At 31.9% G+C, this 18,592-nt stretch carries 9 protein-coding genes; 5 read left to right on the top strand and 4 right to left on the bottom strand.

The genetic code is table 11. The features are described 5' to 3' along the window. Positions 1-5,508 carry an alpha-2-macroglobulin family protein gene (locus ACKTTC_RS17050; RefSeq protein WP_408041063.1) on the top strand — a complete coding sequence of 1,836 codons (5,508 nt, stop codon included), beginning with the start codon at positions 1-3 and terminating at the stop codon, positions 5,506-5,508. An 81-nt stretch (positions 5,509-5,589) separates the two neighbouring features. Here ACKTTC_RS17050 and ACKTTC_RS17055 read toward each other — a convergent pair whose 3' ends face one another. From ACKTTC_RS17055 to ACKTTC_RS17070, 4 genes are all read right to left on the bottom strand, one after another. After that, the gene (locus tag ACKTTC_RS17055; protein ID WP_408041064.1) at positions 5,590-6,150 is read right to left on the bottom strand and encodes a hypothetical protein; all 561 of its coding nucleotides are present in this window, start codon (positions 6,148-6,150) and stop codon (positions 5,590-5,592) included. Positions 6,151-6,196: 46 nt separating this feature from the next. Continuing rightward, positions 6,197-7,678 carry a SusD/RagB family nutrient-binding outer membrane lipoprotein gene (locus ACKTTC_RS17060; protein ID WP_408041065.1) on the bottom strand — a complete coding sequence of 494 codons (1,482 nt, stop codon included), beginning with the start codon at positions 7,676-7,678 and terminating at the stop codon, positions 6,197-6,199. 10 nt (positions 7,679-7,688) lie between these two features. Then, a complete protein-coding gene (locus tag ACKTTC_RS17065) occupies positions 7,689-10,730 on the bottom strand; it encodes a SusC/RagA family TonB-linked outer membrane protein (protein ID WP_408041066.1) in 3,042 nt (1,013 codons plus the stop codon). A 321-nt stretch (positions 10,731-11,051) separates the two neighbouring features. Then, positions 11,052-14,066, bottom strand: a complete 3,015-nt coding sequence (locus ACKTTC_RS17070; RefSeq protein ID WP_408041067.1) for a GEVED domain-containing protein — start codon at positions 14,064-14,066, stop codon at positions 11,052-11,054. A gap of 249 nt (positions 14,067-14,315) precedes the next feature. Between ACKTTC_RS17070 and ACKTTC_RS17075 the strand changes: the two genes are divergently transcribed. From ACKTTC_RS17075 to ACKTTC_RS17090, 4 genes are all read left to right on the top strand, one after another. Continuing rightward, the gene (locus tag ACKTTC_RS17075; RefSeq protein WP_408041068.1) at positions 14,316-15,131 is read left to right on the top strand and encodes a hypothetical protein; all 816 of its coding nucleotides are present in this window, start codon (positions 14,316-14,318) and stop codon (positions 15,129-15,131) included. Between the two features lie 95 nt (positions 15,132-15,226). Then, on the top strand, positions 15,227-16,480 hold the full coding sequence (locus tag ACKTTC_RS17080; RefSeq protein ID WP_408041069.1) for a magnesium transporter: 1,254 nt from the start codon (positions 15,227-15,229) through the stop codon (positions 16,478-16,480). Positions 16,481-16,483: 3 nt separating this feature from the next. Then, positions 16,484-17,404: a glycosyltransferase family 2 protein gene (locus ACKTTC_RS17085; RefSeq protein ID WP_408041070.1), complete on the top strand. Its 921-nt coding sequence runs from the start codon at positions 16,484-16,486 to the stop codon at positions 17,402-17,404. Between the two features lie 11 nt (positions 17,405-17,415). Continuing rightward, positions 17,416-18,579, top strand: a complete 1,164-nt coding sequence (locus tag ACKTTC_RS17090; protein WP_408041071.1) for a phenylacetate--CoA ligase family protein — start codon at positions 17,416-17,418, stop codon at positions 18,577-18,579. Positions 18,580-18,592 lie beyond the last annotated feature (13 nt).

The following is an 18,592-nucleotide window of genomic DNA, read 5'->3' on the forward strand; positions in this document are numbered from 1 at the left end:
ATGAAAAACTATATCATTAACAGTCTCTTAGTACTACTATTTATTGTGGTTGGGTGTAAGCAAAAAGAAAATGTAGAAAGCGATGCGAATGCATTTAGCGAATACATAAGTGTATACCCAGAAAAATCTATTTCAGTTGTCCCAAACTTAAAGTTTTACCTGAATAAAAAGGTAACAGTAGATAAAGTTTTGGACGATGTAATTTCGTTACAGCCTAAAGTGAAAGGAAAAGTGTTATTAGATAACAATATTATATCGTTTGTTCCTGAAGAAAAACTGGATTATGATAAAGAATATGTAGCAACATTACATTTAGATAAGTTGTACAGTGATATGCCGTCCGATCTTGCAAATTTTACAGTTGCTTTAAAAACCAAAAAATTAAATTTTAACGTGTCTTTACAAGCGCCTTCTATTTACGATAAAGATTGGTATTATGTAGAAGGTACATTACGTGCTAGCGATGTAATTGAAGGAAAACAAGTTTCAGAAATTATAAAAGCAAGATACGATGGTAAGTCTAAAAATATCACATTCGATAATGTTGGAGATTACGCATCGACGTTTCAGTTTAAAATAGACAGTATACAACGTTTTGCAGATGATAAAACATTAGAAGTAACATGGAATGGAAAATCTGTAAATTCAGAATCTAAAGGAGATAGAGATGTTGTAATTACAGGGAAATCCAATTTTAAAGTATTATCCTTCGATATTTTTAACGATACAAAACAACGTATAGAAATTAGCTTTTCAGATCCTATTAATACTTCACAAGACTTACAAGGATTAATTCAATTTGTAAATACACAAAAACAAAAGTTTACATATAAAGTAAGAAATAATGTTGTAACAATTTATCCAGCAGCATCTTTTAAAAACAAAGTAGATATAGAAGTATTCAAAGGGATCAAGAATACGGAAGGATATACATTAAAAAACAATGTTGTAAGAACATTGTACTTTACACAGTTAAAACCTGAAATTAGTTTTATAAAAAGTGGAACAATTTTACCAAATTCAAATAACTTAAAAATCAATTTTAAGGCAGTGAATTTAAAAGCTGTAGATGTTTTAGTTTATAAAATTTATAAAAACAATGTATTACAGTTCCTACAGAATAATAATTTAAACAATAAAGGGAATTTACGTTATGTAGGTAGACCAACAGCTAAATACACAGTAAACTTAGCAAATCAAGGATTAGATTTAGGACATCCAAATGCGTTTGCGGTTGATTTATCTGAGTTAGTAGATGTAGAAAATGGTGCAATGTATCGTGTAGAATTGTCTTTTCATAAAGCGTATTCGAGATATGCTTGTGATGGAGAAGAAAGCACAGAACCTATTGTATTTGGTAAAAAAGAAGTAGATACTAAGGAATACGATAGAGCTTATAATTATTCATATTACGATGATTATTATTATGATGATTACAATTGGAATGAAAGCTCAGATCCATGTAAGAAATCGTATTATAGAGATAAAAAAATCAGTAAAAATATTTTAGCTTCTAATTTAGGAGCTATCGTTAAAAGAGGAAATAACGATCATGTTTTTGTGGCTGTAACAGATATTATAACTGCGCAACCAGTTACAGGTGCAAAAGTAGATCTAATTAATTTACAACAACAAGTAATTACATCTGGAACTACTAATGCAGATGGTGTAGCAGAATTTAATGCAATATCAGGAGCATATTTTGCAGCTGCATCTACTAATAATAGTACTACCTATGTCAAATTGAATGATGGAAATGCGCTTTCTATGAGTAAGTTTGATGTTGCAGGAGCGAAAACACAAAAAGGGATCAAAGGGTATATTTATGGAGAACGTGGTGTATGGCGTCCTGGGGATCAGTTATTCTTAACATTTGTGTTGAACGATGAAGCGAATCCAATTCCAACGAAACACCCAATAAAGTTTGAGTTGGTAAATCCACAAGGAAAAATAATAGATAGAAAAGTAACATACAAAGTACCAGATAATGTATATACCTATACTCCAAAAACAGATCCAGAAGCAATTACAGGGAATTGGAAAGTACGAGTAAATGTTGGAACTGCGAAATTCCATAAGAATTTAAAAATAGAAACGATTAAACCAAATCGTTTAAAAATTAAGTTCAATACAGAAGAGAAAATAGCCAAGGCAGGTGAACCAATTATAGGGAATATAGAAGTAAAATGGTTACATGGTGCCATCGCTAGAGGATTGAAATACGACATCGAATCGAAGTTTACACAGGCAAAAACAGAATTTCCAAAATTCGCAAATTATATATTCGACGATGCTACCCGAAAATTCTCCACAGCAACAACTAGAATAGCTTCTGGAAGTTTAAATGAACAAGGAAACGCTAGTTTTTCTAAAAAGCCAAACTTGGGAATTAGAGTTCCAGGAATGGTAAAAGCTACCTTTATTACAAAAGTATATGAAAATGGAGGGGACTTTAGTACTGATGTCTACGGAATGAAAGTTTCACCATACACATCATATGCAGGAATTAATATGGCAGAAGAACAACAGTCTAAAAACTATTTGTTTACTGATCAGGATTATACTTTTAATGTAGCAGCTGTTAATCAAGAAGGAAATGGAATAGCGAATAATTTAGAAGTTGAAGTATATAAATTGAATTGGAGATGGTGGTGGAGCTCTTCTAATGATGGACTTTCATATTATGATGGTAGAGAAGAACGTTATTCTTACACCACTAGAAAAGTAACAACTAGTACAGATGGAAAAGGAACGTTTAATTTAAAAATTAGTAAAAACGATTGGGGTAGATATTTGATAAAAGTAAAAGATAAGAATAGTAACCATGTCACATCTTCCGTAGTGTATTTCGATTGGCCATCTTGGTATGGAAAAAAGAGAAGTAGCCAAGATAAAACGAATGCAACGATGTTGGTGTTTTCTAGTGATAAAGACACCTATAAAGTAGATGAAGAAGCTACAATTAAATTCCCATCATCAGAAGGAGCTAGAGCATTAATTACTATAGAAAATGGTACAGAAGTTTTAGATTATTTTTGGACTGTAACTACGGATAAACAAACTGAGTTTAGTTTTCCTATATTGGAACATTACACACCTAATATTTATGTGAATGTATCTTTATTACAGCAACACGCACAAACTAAAAATGATCTTCCAATTCGTATGTATGGTTCTATTCCAATTTTAGTGAGTGATCCAGCTACAAAATTAGAGCCAGAAATAAAATTAGCAGATGAATTAAAACCAGAAAGTACAATTAATTTAGGTGTAAAAGAAAAGAACGGACAACCAATGACCTACACGGTTGCTTTAGTAGATGATGGATTGTTAGATTTAACTAGATTTAAAACACCAAATCCATGGTATACATTCTATGCACGTCAATCTTTAGGAGTTAGAACTTGGGATATTTTTGATGATGTTATTGGCGCGTATGGAGGAAAAGTAAATCAAATTCTAAGTATTGGAGGAGATGAAGCGGAAGCTGGAAGTAAAAATAAGAAAGCAAATCGCTTTAAGCCTATGGTAACCTTTATGGGGCCATTTACATTGAAAGCAGGAGAAGATAAAACGCATAAGATCAGGATTCCAAATTATGTAGGTTCTGTAAGAGCTATGGTTGTAGCTTCAGATGCTGCAAATAGCGCTTATGGAAATGCAGAGAAAACAGCATTTGTTCGTAAACCTGTTATGGTGTTAGCTTCTTTACCAAGAAAAATAACACCAGCAGAAACTGTTACATTACCAGTTACTGTTTTTGCAATGAAACCAAATGTAAAAAAAGTAAATGTAGTAGTACAACCAAACCCTTCTTATACTATTATAGGGAGCAATACACAAACAATTACATTTAATCAGCCAGATGAAAAAATGGCTTATTTTACTTTAAAAGTTAATGACTTTAAAGGAATTGGTAAAGTAAGAGTAGAAGCAAGTTCTGGTTCAGATAAAGCTTTTTACGAAGTAGAAATAGATGTGCTAAATCCAAATCCAGTAACTACAGAAGTAAAAGAATTGGTGTTAAAATCGAACGAGGAAAATACGATTGATTTTGCAACTTTTGGAACGAAAGGAACTAATAATGCAAAAATAGAATTGTCTACTATTCCTCCAATGAATTTTACAAAACGCTTAGGGTATTTAGTACGTTATCCACATGGTTGTGTAGAGCAAACAACATCTAGTGTTTTTCCTCAATTATATTTATCTGAATTGTTCGATTTACCAGAAGAAGAACGAAAAGATATTGATAGAAATATAAAAGCTGGAATACAAAGATTGTCAGGCTTCCAGAGATCGAGTGGAGGATTATCGTACTGGCCAGGTGGTAGTAGTGCAAATAGTTGGGGAACTTCTTATGCTGGACATTTTATGATTGAAGCAGCTAAAAAAGGATATGCATTGCCGATTGGTTTTAGATCGAAATGGGTGAATTATCAAAAGAAAGAAGCTAGAAATTGGAGGTACAATACTACTTATTATAACAATGCATTATCACAAGCATATAGATTATATACATTGAGTTTAGCTAATAGCCCTGATTTAGCTTCTATGAACCGTTTAAGAGAAACAGGAGGGATTTCTAATGAAGCAAAAAGACGTTTAGCAGGAGCATATGCCTTAATTGGTAAGAGCAATATTGCAAAAGCAATTCTAAATACATTGTCACCAAATGGATATCAGAAAAGATATTATTCAAATTATGGTTCAGAACTGAGAAATAAAGCAATGTCTTTAGAAACCTATACATTGGTTAATGATGAGGTAAAAGCAATTAAATTAGCTAAAGAAATAGCTGAAGCCTTATCTAGTAATCAATGGATGAGTACACAAACTACTGCTTTTTGTTTATTAGCTATGGGACAGTATACTTTAAAGAATGGAGATAATAGAGGTGTTTCTGTAAACTATTCATTTAATAATGGAAGTAATAAAGGTATAGAAAGCTCTAAATCATTAGTTATTGCTGATTTAGAAGACTTAAAGAAAGAGAATTCACTAAAAATAACGAATGGGTCTAAAGGAGTAGTATATGTAAGAATTTATAATACTGGAATTCTACCAGTAGGAGAGGAAAAAGTTATTCAAAAGAATTTAGATGCTACTATAATTTATAAAGGTAAAGATGGGGCGGCTATAAATGTGACGAACTTATCACAAGGAACAAATTTTGTAGCACAAGTTACAGTTAGAAATACAACAGATGAGAAAGTTGATAATGTAGCACTAACACAGTTTTTACCTTCTGGTTGGGAAGTGATTAATACACGTTTCACAGATTTTGGAGGGAATACAACTTCAGATAAAGTAGATTATACAGATATAAGAGATGCAAGTATTCATAACTATTTTACATTGAAGAAATACGAAACAAAAACATTTAATGTTTTACTAAATGCATCGTATTTAGGAGATTATTATTTACCAGGAATACAAGTTGAAGCAATGTATAATAACGATTATATAGCAAGAACTAAAGGAGAATGGATTAAAGTTGTTAAATAACTTAGTTTAAATTAACCTTGAAAATAAAACACCCTATCGACACATCGATAGGGTGTTTTTTGTAAGATAAACTATACTTTATTAGTCAGTAATAGTAATTGTTAACGTATCATCTATCGTTGCTAGTCCCATACCTACTGGGTAAAAACGAAGTTCAATAGTTTCGTCTCCTTCTGTAATATTATCATTAATAATAACAATCATACTACTTAATTTCATAATATTTTCAAGAGCTGTAGCATCTGGTGGTAACCAATAGTATAGTCCATTACCACCCCAATATTCAAACCCTACATCTTCAACAGTACTACCAGATGGTGCAGTAACTGCCCATTCGTAATCTACACCTTCTGTTGCAGTGCCACCAACAATTTCCACTCGCATTTCTACACCTCGTTCAGCTGGATAAGGAGGTCCCCACCATGAAGTATATTGATCATCTACCTGTGGAATAGTAGGAATATCTTGCCTAAAAGTTAAATCAGGATCGTCTGTTCCAGATTCGGAAACAGTAATTGTTTCTTCTACTAATTCTACTTTGGCTTTAGGAGCTCTAGGTACTGTTTCATCTTGATCACAAGAAACAGCAATAACAGCTAGAGAAAGAATAGCTATTAAATTTCGTATATTTTTTGTTTTCATTTTTTTAATTGTTTTAAACATATTCAAAAAGAATGTTGTTTGTTTATTAGTTTACATCCCAGAATACTTTAGCAGTAAATGCATCTGCGCCTGTTAAAACAGGAACATTGTTAGTATTTCCTGAATATTCAGAAGCAGGGTAAATTAATCTCACTGGAATATTAGCAGCAGCACTACCATTAGGTAAAGGTAAATCATCTGGGAATCCAGTTCTGTTATATTCTATCCATAATTCAATTCCACTTGTGCTGGTAAGTGCAATATATTTTTGAGTAATAATAGATTCTATTAAATTTCCAGTCCAACCAACATTAGGAGTACTAGTAATACTCGTAATATAAGCATTTGCATCATCTGGAATTCCTAAGTACTCAAAAGAAGCGTTAATACCGCTATTAAATAAATCTTGTGCACTTCCTGTTAAATACCCTCTTTGAACAGCTTCAGCTTGTAAGAAATAACTCTCAGAAGCTAACATTAAATACACGTTTTTATTAGCTACTCCTCTCTCTATAAAAGCAGGACCAAAAGAAGCAGGTCTACCACCAGAAGCAGCTTGTAAAGTTCCTGAGAAACCACCTCTAGAGTTTGGTTGCCACATTCTATTAATTCTAGGATCGTTAGTGTTTTGTAAAAAGTTAAAGCTATATGCAGATGGTCCTGTAGATCTGAAACCATTGGTAACATTTCCTACGGCATTATACCCAAAACGAGCGTAAAAAGGATTTTGTTTATCATCTGAATTTAAATAACCAGGATTTAATCCAGCATTTGTTGTTAAAAACTGTGCTCCCGAATTTTGTAATTCGTTAAATTCACTTGTAATATAGGTGTTAACAGCTCCATCTGTTGTAGCCAGTTCTGTTTGACGGACGAGTAAACGTAATTTTATAGTATTAGCAAAACGTTTCCAAGCTTCCATATCTCCATCAAAAATTACTTCAGAACCAACAAAACCTTGTGCGGTACTTGGAGCATTGTCTATTAAAACAACTGCTTCGTCAAGTACATCTACTAAAGCTCTGTAAATTGATTGTTGATCGTCGTATTTTGGAAATAAATTTTGAGTTCCTTTATGGATTTCACTATAAGGAGCTCTGCCATATAAATCTACAATATATTGTAAGTAAAAAGCTTTTAAAATTTTTGCAATTGCTCTGTGGTTGTCCCAGTTGTTTCCATCTTGGAAATTTTCTATAAAGGTTAGATTGTTTGTTCTAGAATAGATATTATCCCAAATATCATCATAAAATTCACTTGTTAAATTATAACGAAACTCGTCACCATAAGGATCGGCAAAATCACTAAAGTTGGCAGACCAAGCGACAGCCATTAAGTTTCCTAACTGATTCATTCGTGTTGTATACAAACTCCCTAAGGTAGATTCTGCAGCAGAAAGAATATCATTAGGAGTTAAATCTGCTAATTCAGGATTACCAGGATCTTTATTCACATCTAAGTAATCGTCACAGGAAGCAAGACCTGCAAAAATTACTAAGGTTACGATTATTTTATATATGTGTTTCATAATTATTTTATTAAAAGGCTACATTAACATTTAACGTATAAAATCTTGTAGGAGGTGTAAAACTGTAATCTCCAATACCATTCCCAAATTCAGGATCGTTATAGTCTTTATTTTCATCTGGTAAAAGGATTAATAAATTTCTTCCACTAGCACCAACATTAAATTTTGTTAAACCTAATGATGACACTATTTTTTCAGGTAAATCATAGCTCAAAGAAACTTCACGTAACTTAAATGCAGTTGCATCTGTTATAAAGTTTTCATCAAAGAAATCGTAATTATTTTGATAGTATCTCATAGCTCCTTCAGCATTAGCCGCTGTAGTTAATACAGTTGTATTATCTGTTCCAGTTCCTTGTACTGTAGAGTTAGGGAATAAGAAAGGCAATCTGTTATTAGAAGTAGATTGAATTGTTCTACCTTGGTAACTTAATTGTTTTCTAATTCCTGAATAAAAAACATGTCCAGTTCTATAGTCTGCTACGGCATTTAATCGTATTCTTTTGTAACGGAAACTTGCTGCAAAATTTAAGATATAGTCAGGTGTAGTTTTACCTAATACTTTTAATTCTGATGATCTAATAGGATTTCCATTTGAATCTAAGATAACTCTTCCCTTATCGTCTCTTGAATAAGCTGTTCCTCTAATAACAGGAAACTCTTCACCTTCAACAGCAGATAATCCATTGGTTAATGTTACAATGTTAGAATCGTCAGTTACTTTGTTAACAACAGTTTTGTAGGTAGAAAAACCAACTCTACCATTAAATTCGAAATTTTCCGTTTTTAAAGGTGTAAAGCCTAAATCAAGTTCTAATGAAGTAGAAGTAGTTTCTCCAATATTAGTTAAAGTTGTATAAAAACCTGTTGCAGATGAATTGGTAATATTTAGTAGCTGATCTGAGTTTTTACCAGAAGTATAAGAAGCATCTAATGTAATTCTTGGGCCTCTAATGTTTAATAACTCTAAGTTAATATTACCTTCAAAGTTGGTAATAAATTCGTTTTTAATGTTTGGATCAACATTATCTCTTTCTAAAACAAATGAATTGTTCGCATTTAAAAAATAAGGATACCCGGGTGCTTGTGGTGCTGTTGGAATTACTTCGTGAGCTGCTAATGCAGCAGCGTTTCCTGTTCTTACGTAACTTGCGGATACTTTTATCTTATGTAAAAATTTACTTTTTAAGTTTTCAATAGCTTTTGTTGGAATAAAAGCAACTCCTACAGAAGGATAGAAGAATGATCTGTTTGCTTTAGGTAATACAGAATTCCAATCGTTTCTAGCTGTAATATTTAAAAATAAATAATCTTTATAACCAAAATCGAAATTACCAAAGATTCCCATGGTTCTTTGACGTGATCTTATTTGATTGTATTGAATCACATTCGAAACATTCGATAAATCAAAGAAATTATCAATCCTTAAATCATTACCACCTACATTTAATGAACCAAATTCAGCATCAGTCATGTTAAAACCGATGTTCGATTTAAATGTGATATCATCAGTTAATTTATAATCGAAATTTGTAATTAAATCAGTATATACAAAGCGATCGTTGCTAGTGTTTATAAAATACTGAGACCTGATATCTCTAGGGTTTCCAACATATCTGATATTATCTACAAATCCATTTCTTTTAGTTTGACCTTCAGAATTTGTATTTCTTATAGAAGATCTTAATATGGTACTTATGTGGTCATTAAATTTGTATTGTAAATCAGCAGATAAATCTATAATTCTAGAAATTCCCTCAAAACGGTCGTTTTGTCGTGTCCAATATGGACTTGTATCAAATAAGGTCCAGTGATCGTTGTTATTACCGCTATCAAACTGTTCAATTGGAATATTACCAGGTGTATTTGCTAAACGTTCGTATAAAGCACCATTAGCTCTATCAATTTCATCCGTTGTATACCTTGCAATTACTTGAATAGAAAACTTATTAAATGTTTTTCCCGTAGTTAAAGAAAAGTTGTTTTTAATTCTCGAATCATTTGGAATCACACCTCCAATATCTTGTCTTAAGTAGCTAAAATTTAAAAATCCATTTTTTAAATTCCCTCCAGATAAAGAAACACTGTTTTGAAAATTTGTACCTGTAGTAAAGAAAGGTAAAATATTATCCTCTATATGTTCATAAGGAAATAACCTCCAAGCGCCCGTAGTAAGATCTGGTGTTCCTGTAACTTGTAAAGTACCGTCATATTGAGTACCCCAAGATCCTTGATCTGTCCAATCTAAAGTTCCAGACCATCCTTGTCCAAATCGATCTTGAGTTTCTGGTAGTAAAGCAATTTCCTCTAAGGTAAGACTTGTCTTAAAATCTACAGATAGTTTTTCTGCATCTTTAGTGCCTTTTTTAGTAGTAACAATAATTACTCCTGAAGCACCTCTTTCACCATATAAAGCAGCACCATTAGCTCCTTTCATTACATTGATAGATTCAATAGTGTTAGGATCTAACGTAGATAAAACATTTTGAGTTGAAATGATATTATCAATAACTACTAATGCTGAGTTATTACCAGAAATAGAACGAGTTCCACGTAATGTAATTGTAGAATTAGGATTTAAACCGTTAGATGTGGTGTTAATTTGTAACCCTGAAACTTTACCAGCTAGGGCTTGGACTGCATCGGGGTTACTTGCTTGGTTTAATTCATCCGCTTTTACAACTTGATTAGCTGTGGTAATCTCATCTGGCTTACGCTTAATTCCAACTGCGGTAATAACTACTTCTTGTAGTAAATTTTCATCTTCAGACATTAAGACATCAATCTTACTTTCTGAACCAACAGTTTTTTCAACCGTTGTTAATCCAACAAAACTAAATACAAGGACATCGCCTGTATTGGCTTTTATTGAATAGTTTCCATCAAAATCTGTTTCTGTTCCTTTTGATGTTCCTTTAATTACGATACTGGCGCCAGGTAAAGGCCCACTGGCATCTTTAACCGTACCTGTAATCGTTTTTTCTTGCGCAAAAGTGAATTGCATAAAGAACGTTAACAGGATCGTTAAGATTCCATTAAAATTGTTTTTCATTTATGTTATTATTTGAGTTTAAGCATCAAAAATCAAAAAATAAAAAGCGTTAAACAATTTTTATTTTCTAAAATAAAGTATTAAAAAAATAGTTATTTTATCTTATAATTTGTTTTTTGTAATGAATATGATAAAATGTTAACGTTTTGCTTTATAGGTTTGTAGTGTTAGATTTTTAGTTTTTTTACTCTTAGTTAAAAGGCAGATGTCTGTTATTTAATTTTTTAGATTTATAGAATTTGAAACTTTATAAAACTAATTTAAATTAAAAAAGACCACCTTTTTCAAGGTGATCTTTAGAGTTTAAAATATTATCGATATTTATTTCTTAATAAATCGTTTTGTAACTGCTTTTCCATTTGAAATAAACTTCACAAAATATGGACCAGTAGCAAATTGAGAAACATCAATAGTAGATTTTGTATTTACTTTTTCTTTTGAAGAGTATACAATCTCACCAATAATAGAATATATTGTTATTTCACTAAAGTCTCCGTTTAAAACTTCTATGTTTAAATGATTTGTAGCTGGATTAGGATATAATTTTATGTTGTTTAAAGAATTTAATGTAAATGTTTTTAAGTCATCACCAGGCGTTGCTGTTTTACTAATGTTTACTAAGTAATCTTCAACTTCTCCATATGTGAAGGTTTCACACTCAGTTGGAATTGCATTATATTTCATAGATACACGCATTATTGTAGCTCCAGCAAGAGCTGATGCAGGAACAGTAAATGTTCCAGAGTTAGATGTATCTCTTGAAGCAGCTTTAGACCAAACGAGCTCTCCAGGGTCTGAAAAATCTCCGTCTCTATTATAGTCAATCCAAACAGCATAACCTTCTCTATAAACAGTTCCTGTCCATGTTGGTGTAACAGTAATGGTATGTGTTCCACTTAATGTTGTAGAAATAGAAGTATAATCACCATACCCACCAGTTTCAGCACCAGTAGTATTGTCTATACCTTCTAATTGAACTCTAGAAATATATTCGTCACTAGTATTTCTTCCGTTAGAACTACAATATCCAGTAGGAGGATTAGGATCTCCACCACCAGTATCTGCTTTTAAATTAATTGTGTAATCTTCAACTTCACCATAAGTAAAAGTTTCACATTCTGTAGGTATTGCATTGTATTTCATAGAAACTCTCATTCTAACAGCAGTTTGTGCAGTTCCAGTAGGAATTGTGAAGGTTCCAGTGTTTGGAGTATCTGTAGAGGCAGCTTTAGACCATACTAATTCGCCACTATCTGAAAAATCACCATTATTGTTATAATCGATCCAAACAGCATATCCTTCAGCATATGTAGTACCTGTCCAAGTTGGAGTAACGCTTATGGTATACTCTTGTCCTTCGTTTAAGTCAGTTGAAATACTAGTAAAATCTGAATAACCTTGTGCATTAGAAGTGTTATTGATAGTATTTAACGTCACATTACTAATGTATTCATCATTAACATTATTACCTGTAGAGTTACAGTAAGTAACCTGACCTTCTATGGTAGTAAATGTAGTAGTTGCACTACCAGAAACATTACCAGCAGCATCTTGAGCTACCACAGAAGCAGTATATTGTGTAGTAGGAGTCAAACCAGTTACATTAAAAGTAGTGTTAGGAGATGTACCTACTTGATTACCATTAATAGAAATTAAATATCTAGCCACTGCCACGTTATCTGTAGCTGCAGTCCAGTTTAAGGTTGCACTAGTACCTCCAATATTAGATGCAGTTACATTAGAAGGATCTGTTGGAGATTGAGTGTCTGGTGGTCCAGCAGGTTGCATTTCAAAGGTACCTACAACACCTTTTCTACCATTATTCATGTACTCGGTAATATACCAAAAAGTACTATTGTTAGATGGATCTACGTCTATTTTACTATAGTCTCCATAACGCGTACCAGGAATATTTTGATTACCATTTGCGATCAATCCTTCCATAGCTGTCATAGTTCCTAAAGGATCTCCGTTAGATCGTCCAGTAAAGTATGAACTTACTCTTGTAGTAGTTGCTGTTGTTGGCCCAGATAAAGAAGTATATCCCATACCTATATTTCCATCACCATCCATAGCTAAACTTGCATTCCAAGCATGCCTTCCATCTGGAGCATTATACGTTCCTTCTTGGTATAAAGACCAAGGTTGATTGTCACCACTTTGACGAAATTCCATCCAACGAACACCAGCAAGTTTTCCAGAAGAAGCGTCTGTATCTACAACAAAGTTGAAAACAGCAGAATTATGAGTGCTAAATTTTCTAAACTGCGCTTGATTCATAATTGTAGCTTGTAGTGCATCAATTGTTGGTCCTCCATTAGGTTGTGGTAAATTAGAGAAGCTTCCTCCATCAAATACTCCAATAAATGGTGTTACAGAAATTTCTGTTGGAGTAGATACTGTTGAGCTTGAAGTGTTAGTCCAATTAACGTCAATAGTCCATACTTTTACATGGTCTGTTGAAACTCCAGACCAAGCATTATCTTGCATGTAGACTACAGTAGCTCCTCCAGCTGCAGGTAAATTATTGTCGGTAACATTTAATACTTGAGGGCTATAAAAACCACTAGTAGCAATATTAGGTAAATTAAAACCTATTATACCTGCATTAGCATTTCCAGCAAGCATAGCATCTCTTTCTAAAGCCCAAACTCTGTTAGAGCCATTTGTGTTATCTGTCATGTAGTAACCATCACTCCAAATAGATAACTTTTGGTAATCTTGTATTTGAGTAACATTATAAATGTACCATCCAGCAGTTAAAGGGTTTGGTCCATCAGATACCGCAATTTGAGCACCTGCTCCGGCACCATTTAAAAAAGATAATACCCATCTGTCGGCAGCATTGTCATAAGAAACAGTTAAATCACAACAACCACCAGAAGGGAAAATTGCAGGGTTAGGTGCGGTAGCTCCCAGTAATTGGTTTCCTTGTTTATCGTAAATCATGAAACCTGTATTAAATACAACCATAACATGATTTGGACCAACAGCTAATGAAGGGTCTGTAGGTTGAGAGCTAGAAGTGTAAGTATCAAAAACTAAACCTGCATTAGCCATTTGTATACTTTGTTCTTGAGGGTGTCTATTTCTTCTAAAATAGTCATCTCGATTTTGGGGGTCTTTTCCAGAAACAACCACATTTCCCATAGATCTTTTGTCTTTAGCTTCTTTTTTAACATCAACAAAAGGAACTAAATCGGCAGATCTAGAAGACAGGGGAGAAACATACTCAACTGATGAAATTTTTCCTCGATAAAATGGTTTGTTTTTGGTCTCTTGTGCTATTGCAATAATAGACAGCAAGAATAAAACAATAGATAATTGTTTTTTCATAATAATAGGGTTTTGGTTAATTGATTTAAAACTAATAAAAAAAATGAAATAAGATGTTGATCAATAGGAGTTTATTTTTTTATTTTTTATTTCAAGAGGTATTTCTTGGTGTGTAAAATTCCTTCCATGCCTGAATTTTACACGCTTGTGGTAAAATGATAATAGTTAGCAGATTTAAATTTTAAAATTGAAGCGTAGTTGATGTATATATCATTACAAAACAACCTACTAACATTAAAATTTAACAACATGAGCTTAATTTCAATTATTACACCGGTAATCGATCAAATGGAAAGTTCTCATCTAAAAACACAACTTTTAAAATATTTTCCACAACAAGAAGAGCAATTTTCAAAAATAGAAGCTTCATTCCAAGCATTAACAGCTCAAAAGCAACATCAAGATGCTTTGAATTTATTCTTTAAGAGCTGGAGTCAAACGAATAATAGTGCAATGACAGTTGCAGGGTTAAGTAATCGTATGACTATGATTATTCATAAGAACAAAGAAGTAAAAAGTGAGTACGATTTATTTAGAGCAGTATCAAGTTTAAATAGAATTGTAGATGAAGATTTAGCCGTAGTTGGAAGAGTATTACACTCAAAGTTATTTTACGATATGGCTACCAGTATTGCAGGAGATGATTCTTGGTTGTCCAATAGATATTTGAGTCAACAAGCTATTGATTTTAAAGCTTGGAAGGATAAAAATTCTTTGAGAAATAAAGATATAATGATTGGTTTGTTAACCACGTTAGTTCATGAAATTTATACTCATGGAGAAGTTGAATTTATCATTCCACTATTTAGAAAATGGTTAGAAGATGAAGGACGTTTGTCTGATTTAGAAATTGATAAAGCTTTAGCTTGGATTCAAGTACATTGTGGACCAACAGAAAAAGATCATTTCTTTCATGCAGTTGCCTCTGTAGCGTCGTATGCAAAAGCTTTTGAGGTAAATATAGAAGAATATGACTTACAAGAAATCATAGAAGACTATTTACAATTAAAGTCAGAAGTAATGGGAGTATTACACGAAGAGTTGTTAAAAGAGTATGCAGTGTAATTTTTTATTGAATGTAATGAAAAATAAGTAATAAAACATAATTCAGAAGAGTCTAGCATTCTGATATTATAATTAATTATAAATGAGTGAAGAAGATGTTAGAAAACGAATACGATATTAGTTTAAAAACTTGCGAGATTTCAAGTAGAGGAGTAGCGATAGCAGATTATAAAAAGTTATTGAAACGTTATGTTAGTGAACTATCACATGATGTAACAATTTTTAATAATACTCCTCTAATGATTTCTTTAAATCAGGATGAAGTATATAGTAAGTTGATAAAATTACTCTATACAACCCTTGAAAAAATAGTATCGAACTACTTCTTAGATGAAAGGATTCGTCAGATTTACCAATTGGATACTAAGCTGGAAGAGATTCTAAAACTAGCAAACGTAGCTTCTTATGAAGTAGGAATGTATCGACCAGATATAATTTTTGATGAAACAGGACAGGCTAAAATCTGTGAAATAGGTTGTAGATATCCTATTAACGGATGGATGTTGAGTTATTATTTAAGTAAGATTTTAAAAGAGCTTTCTCAAGCAGATACTGACTGGAAACCAATTGATAAACAGTTAGATTTTATTTCAGAAATCTTTAAAGATTTTAGCAAAGATGAAAAGCTATTTTACGTACACAATAAAGAGAAAGGAACCGAGGCTTTTTTACTTTTTGAAGAACTAAAAAAGAAAGGGTTACTTATTGAAGATATTTCTCCAAGTGAACTTACTCTATATAAAGAAGAATTATATGTAGATAATGATAAAGCAGTTCAATTTATTTTAGAATTAGATAGAGAAGAGCTAAAAGAAATAGATACGAATATTTTAAGTGCACTTATAAAAAGTGAAAAATGTATTAACGATCTCAGAACGATTATTTTAGTGCATGATAAACGAGTTCTTTCTGTGTTGTATGACGAAGAAATCATGCTCGATTACATAAGCATGTCTGAGTATAACTTTTTAAAAGCGTTTTTAATTCCTTCTTTCATTTTAGATACTTCTGCTAAAAGAGAAAAATTCAGCAATTCAAATCAAAATTGGGTATTGAAAAGAAGTAGTGGAGGAAGAGGTGTAGATATGTATGTTAAAGATGAATGCGCAACTGATATTTGGCAACAAGTTATCAGAGATGAGTGGAAAGATTATATGATACAGGAATTTGTAGAACAACAAAAAGTAGCGGTAACGCATAAAGGATTACAGCAAAAACTGAATATAGTGGGGATGTTACTTTCTTATAATGAAATATCATTTGGAACAGGTTTGTACAGAGGAGCAATAAAAAGTATTATCAATGTACATAGCGGAGCATGTATTTTACCCAGTGCAATTAAAAAGTGATGCATGAAATTTTCTATAGTTATTCCATTATACAACAAAGCTCTTTATGTAAGAGAAACACTAGAATCGCTAGCAAATCAAACGAAGCTGCCATATGAAGTTATTATTGTAGATGATAAAAGTACAGATGATAGCTTAAATGAAGTACTAGAATACTTAGACAATATTCCTAAGCGATTTGAAAAAGTTAGAGTAGAAATTATTCGTTTAGAAGAAAATAGAGGAGTAGGATATGCAAGAAATGTAGGTTTTAAAAAAACAACTGGAGATATAGTGAGTTTTTTGGATGCAGATGATATATATGAAGAAAACTTATTAGAAGTAACAGAAGAAATAATGTTGCATAATAACATAGATTTTTTAATTCTAGGAATCCAATTGTTTCCTACATACGAAGTATATCCAAAGTTACACAAAATACAGAAAGAACTAATCAGGCATACACCAGAGCTATATACTTTTCAACATCCATTAAAAACGATAACATCTCATAATTTTTATATGGGAGTTGGAAGTAATGTGATTATAAAAAGAACATTAGGAAGTAGTGTGAAATATATTGAAGAAAATATTTTTTACGAAGGTATAGATTACTGGTATCGTGTATTACGAAATATGTTAGCAAATAAAAATGCAAATATTGGTTTGTTAATGGGAAACTATTTAAAAGTTAGAGAAGTACAAGGAAGTGCTTCAAGAAAAAAATACCCAAAATGGGATGATATTGATATTCCTCCTGTATTAACGAGATTTAAAAATAGCAAAGATTATTTCGATAGACGATTAAAAGGAGTGGTTAGCTTACGTTGGATAAAACATGCTTTGGCTAACTTAAGTAATAGATCAGAGAAAGTAAAATTTATCATTAACTATAAGCGAATATTCCTAAATCAACTCCATTATTACTTTCTACACAAATTTTAAAACCAAAGCATATGATAGCTGAAAAATTGAAAACACATTTTGAAGTAGTAAAAACATCATCATTGTTTAAAGATTTTTACAGTGATCAATCTTCTGCTACTCATGTTTTACCAATAGCAAAAGATACTTTAAGAAAAGTATTACATAGCAATTTCGATTTACAAAAAGAAAATAAAGGTGTGTATCTTGTACGTTCAGGAGGTTCTTCCGCAAAACCATTAATTTTTCCTGTAGATATCCAAGAAAATCTATACCAACGAGAATTATTGGCAAACGCATTAGTCAAATATGGAATGGTTACTCCTACAACAATTGCATTAAATCTATTTAGTTATAAAGATATGTACCGTTCTGCTGGTATTTTAGATGATATTTTAGAAAGATGCAATGCAACAACAATATCTTTAAGTGCATCTTCTTCTTTTGAAATTATGTATCATACAGCAACAGAGTTTAAAGCTAATTTGGCAATGGGAACTCCAACAAAAATAGCGCAATTAGCAACTTATGTTCTAAAACATAAATTAACTCTCAAAATTGATAAGATAATTTATGGAGGCGAGTTTTTATTAGATTCTCATGCAAGATTGTTCAAAAAAGTTTTTGGAACTACTCAAATTTATTCATTGTATGGTTCAGCAGAAACAGGTATTTGGGCATGGGGAAATTATGGTAGAGGAGAAATATGTTTTGAGTTATTAGACGATATTATTGTAGAAATAGAAAATGCAGATATAAACGGAAATGGAAGAGTAATTGTTACAAATTTACTTAGGAAACGATTCCCTGTATTTCGATATTTAATGGGAGATATAGGAAGAATTGAAAATAAAGATGGAAAGAGAATTTTGATATTAACATCTAGAGATACTACCTCTTTTTCTATAGATTCTGAAGCCTACTTTTTAAATGAATTTAATTGGTTATACGATTATGTAGATCGTTTTCAAATTCAATTAAGCTTACATCCTCCACAACAAGGAGCAATTCAATTCTTACTCATAAGTGAAAAAATATCTGAAAAAAAACGAGAAGAGGTTAAAGAAAAGTTAGATGCAATTTTTAAATTCGATGTGATGCAAGTATTATTAACGATTCAGTTTGTTGATGAAACTGAATTATATATGAATCCAACATCGTCTAAAACTCCTATAATAGTAGATTTTAGAACATAATTAATTAAAACAT

The organism is Tenacibaculum amylolyticum (assembly GCF_964511145.1).
Taxonomy (GTDB): Bacteria; Bacteroidota; Bacteroidia; order Flavobacteriales; family Flavobacteriaceae; genus Polaribacter; species Polaribacter amylolyticum.

Excerpts from the sequence above, each read along its gene's own strand:
- ACKTTC_RS17050 (WP_408041063.1), top strand. The coding sequence starts at position 1 with ATGAAAAACTATATCATTAACAGTCTCTTAGTACTACTATTTATTGTG.
- ACKTTC_RS17055 (WP_408041064.1), bottom strand. The coding sequence starts at position 6,150 with ATGAAAACAAAAAATATACGAAATTTAATAGCTATTCTTTCTCTAGCT.
- ACKTTC_RS17060 (WP_408041065.1), bottom strand. The coding sequence starts at position 7,678 with ATGAAACACATATATAAAATAATCGTAACCTTAGTAATTTTTGCAGGT.
- ACKTTC_RS17065 (WP_408041066.1), bottom strand. The coding sequence starts at position 10,730 with ATGAAAAACAATTTTAATGGAATCTTAACGATCCTGTTAACGTTCTTT.
- ACKTTC_RS17070 (WP_408041067.1), bottom strand. The coding sequence starts at position 14,066 with ATGAAAAAACAATTATCTATTGTTTTATTCTTGCTGTCTATTATTGCA.
- ACKTTC_RS17075 (WP_408041068.1), top strand. The coding sequence starts at position 14,316 with ATGAGCTTAATTTCAATTATTACACCGGTAATCGATCAAATGGAAAGT.
- ACKTTC_RS17080 (WP_408041069.1), top strand. The coding sequence starts at position 15,227 with ATGTTAGAAAACGAATACGATATTAGTTTAAAAACTTGCGAGATTTCA.
- ACKTTC_RS17085 (WP_408041070.1), top strand. The coding sequence starts at position 16,484 with ATGAAATTTTCTATAGTTATTCCATTATACAACAAAGCTCTTTATGTA.
- ACKTTC_RS17090 (WP_408041071.1), top strand. The coding sequence starts at position 17,416 with ATGATAGCTGAAAAATTGAAAACACATTTTGAAGTAGTAAAAACATCA.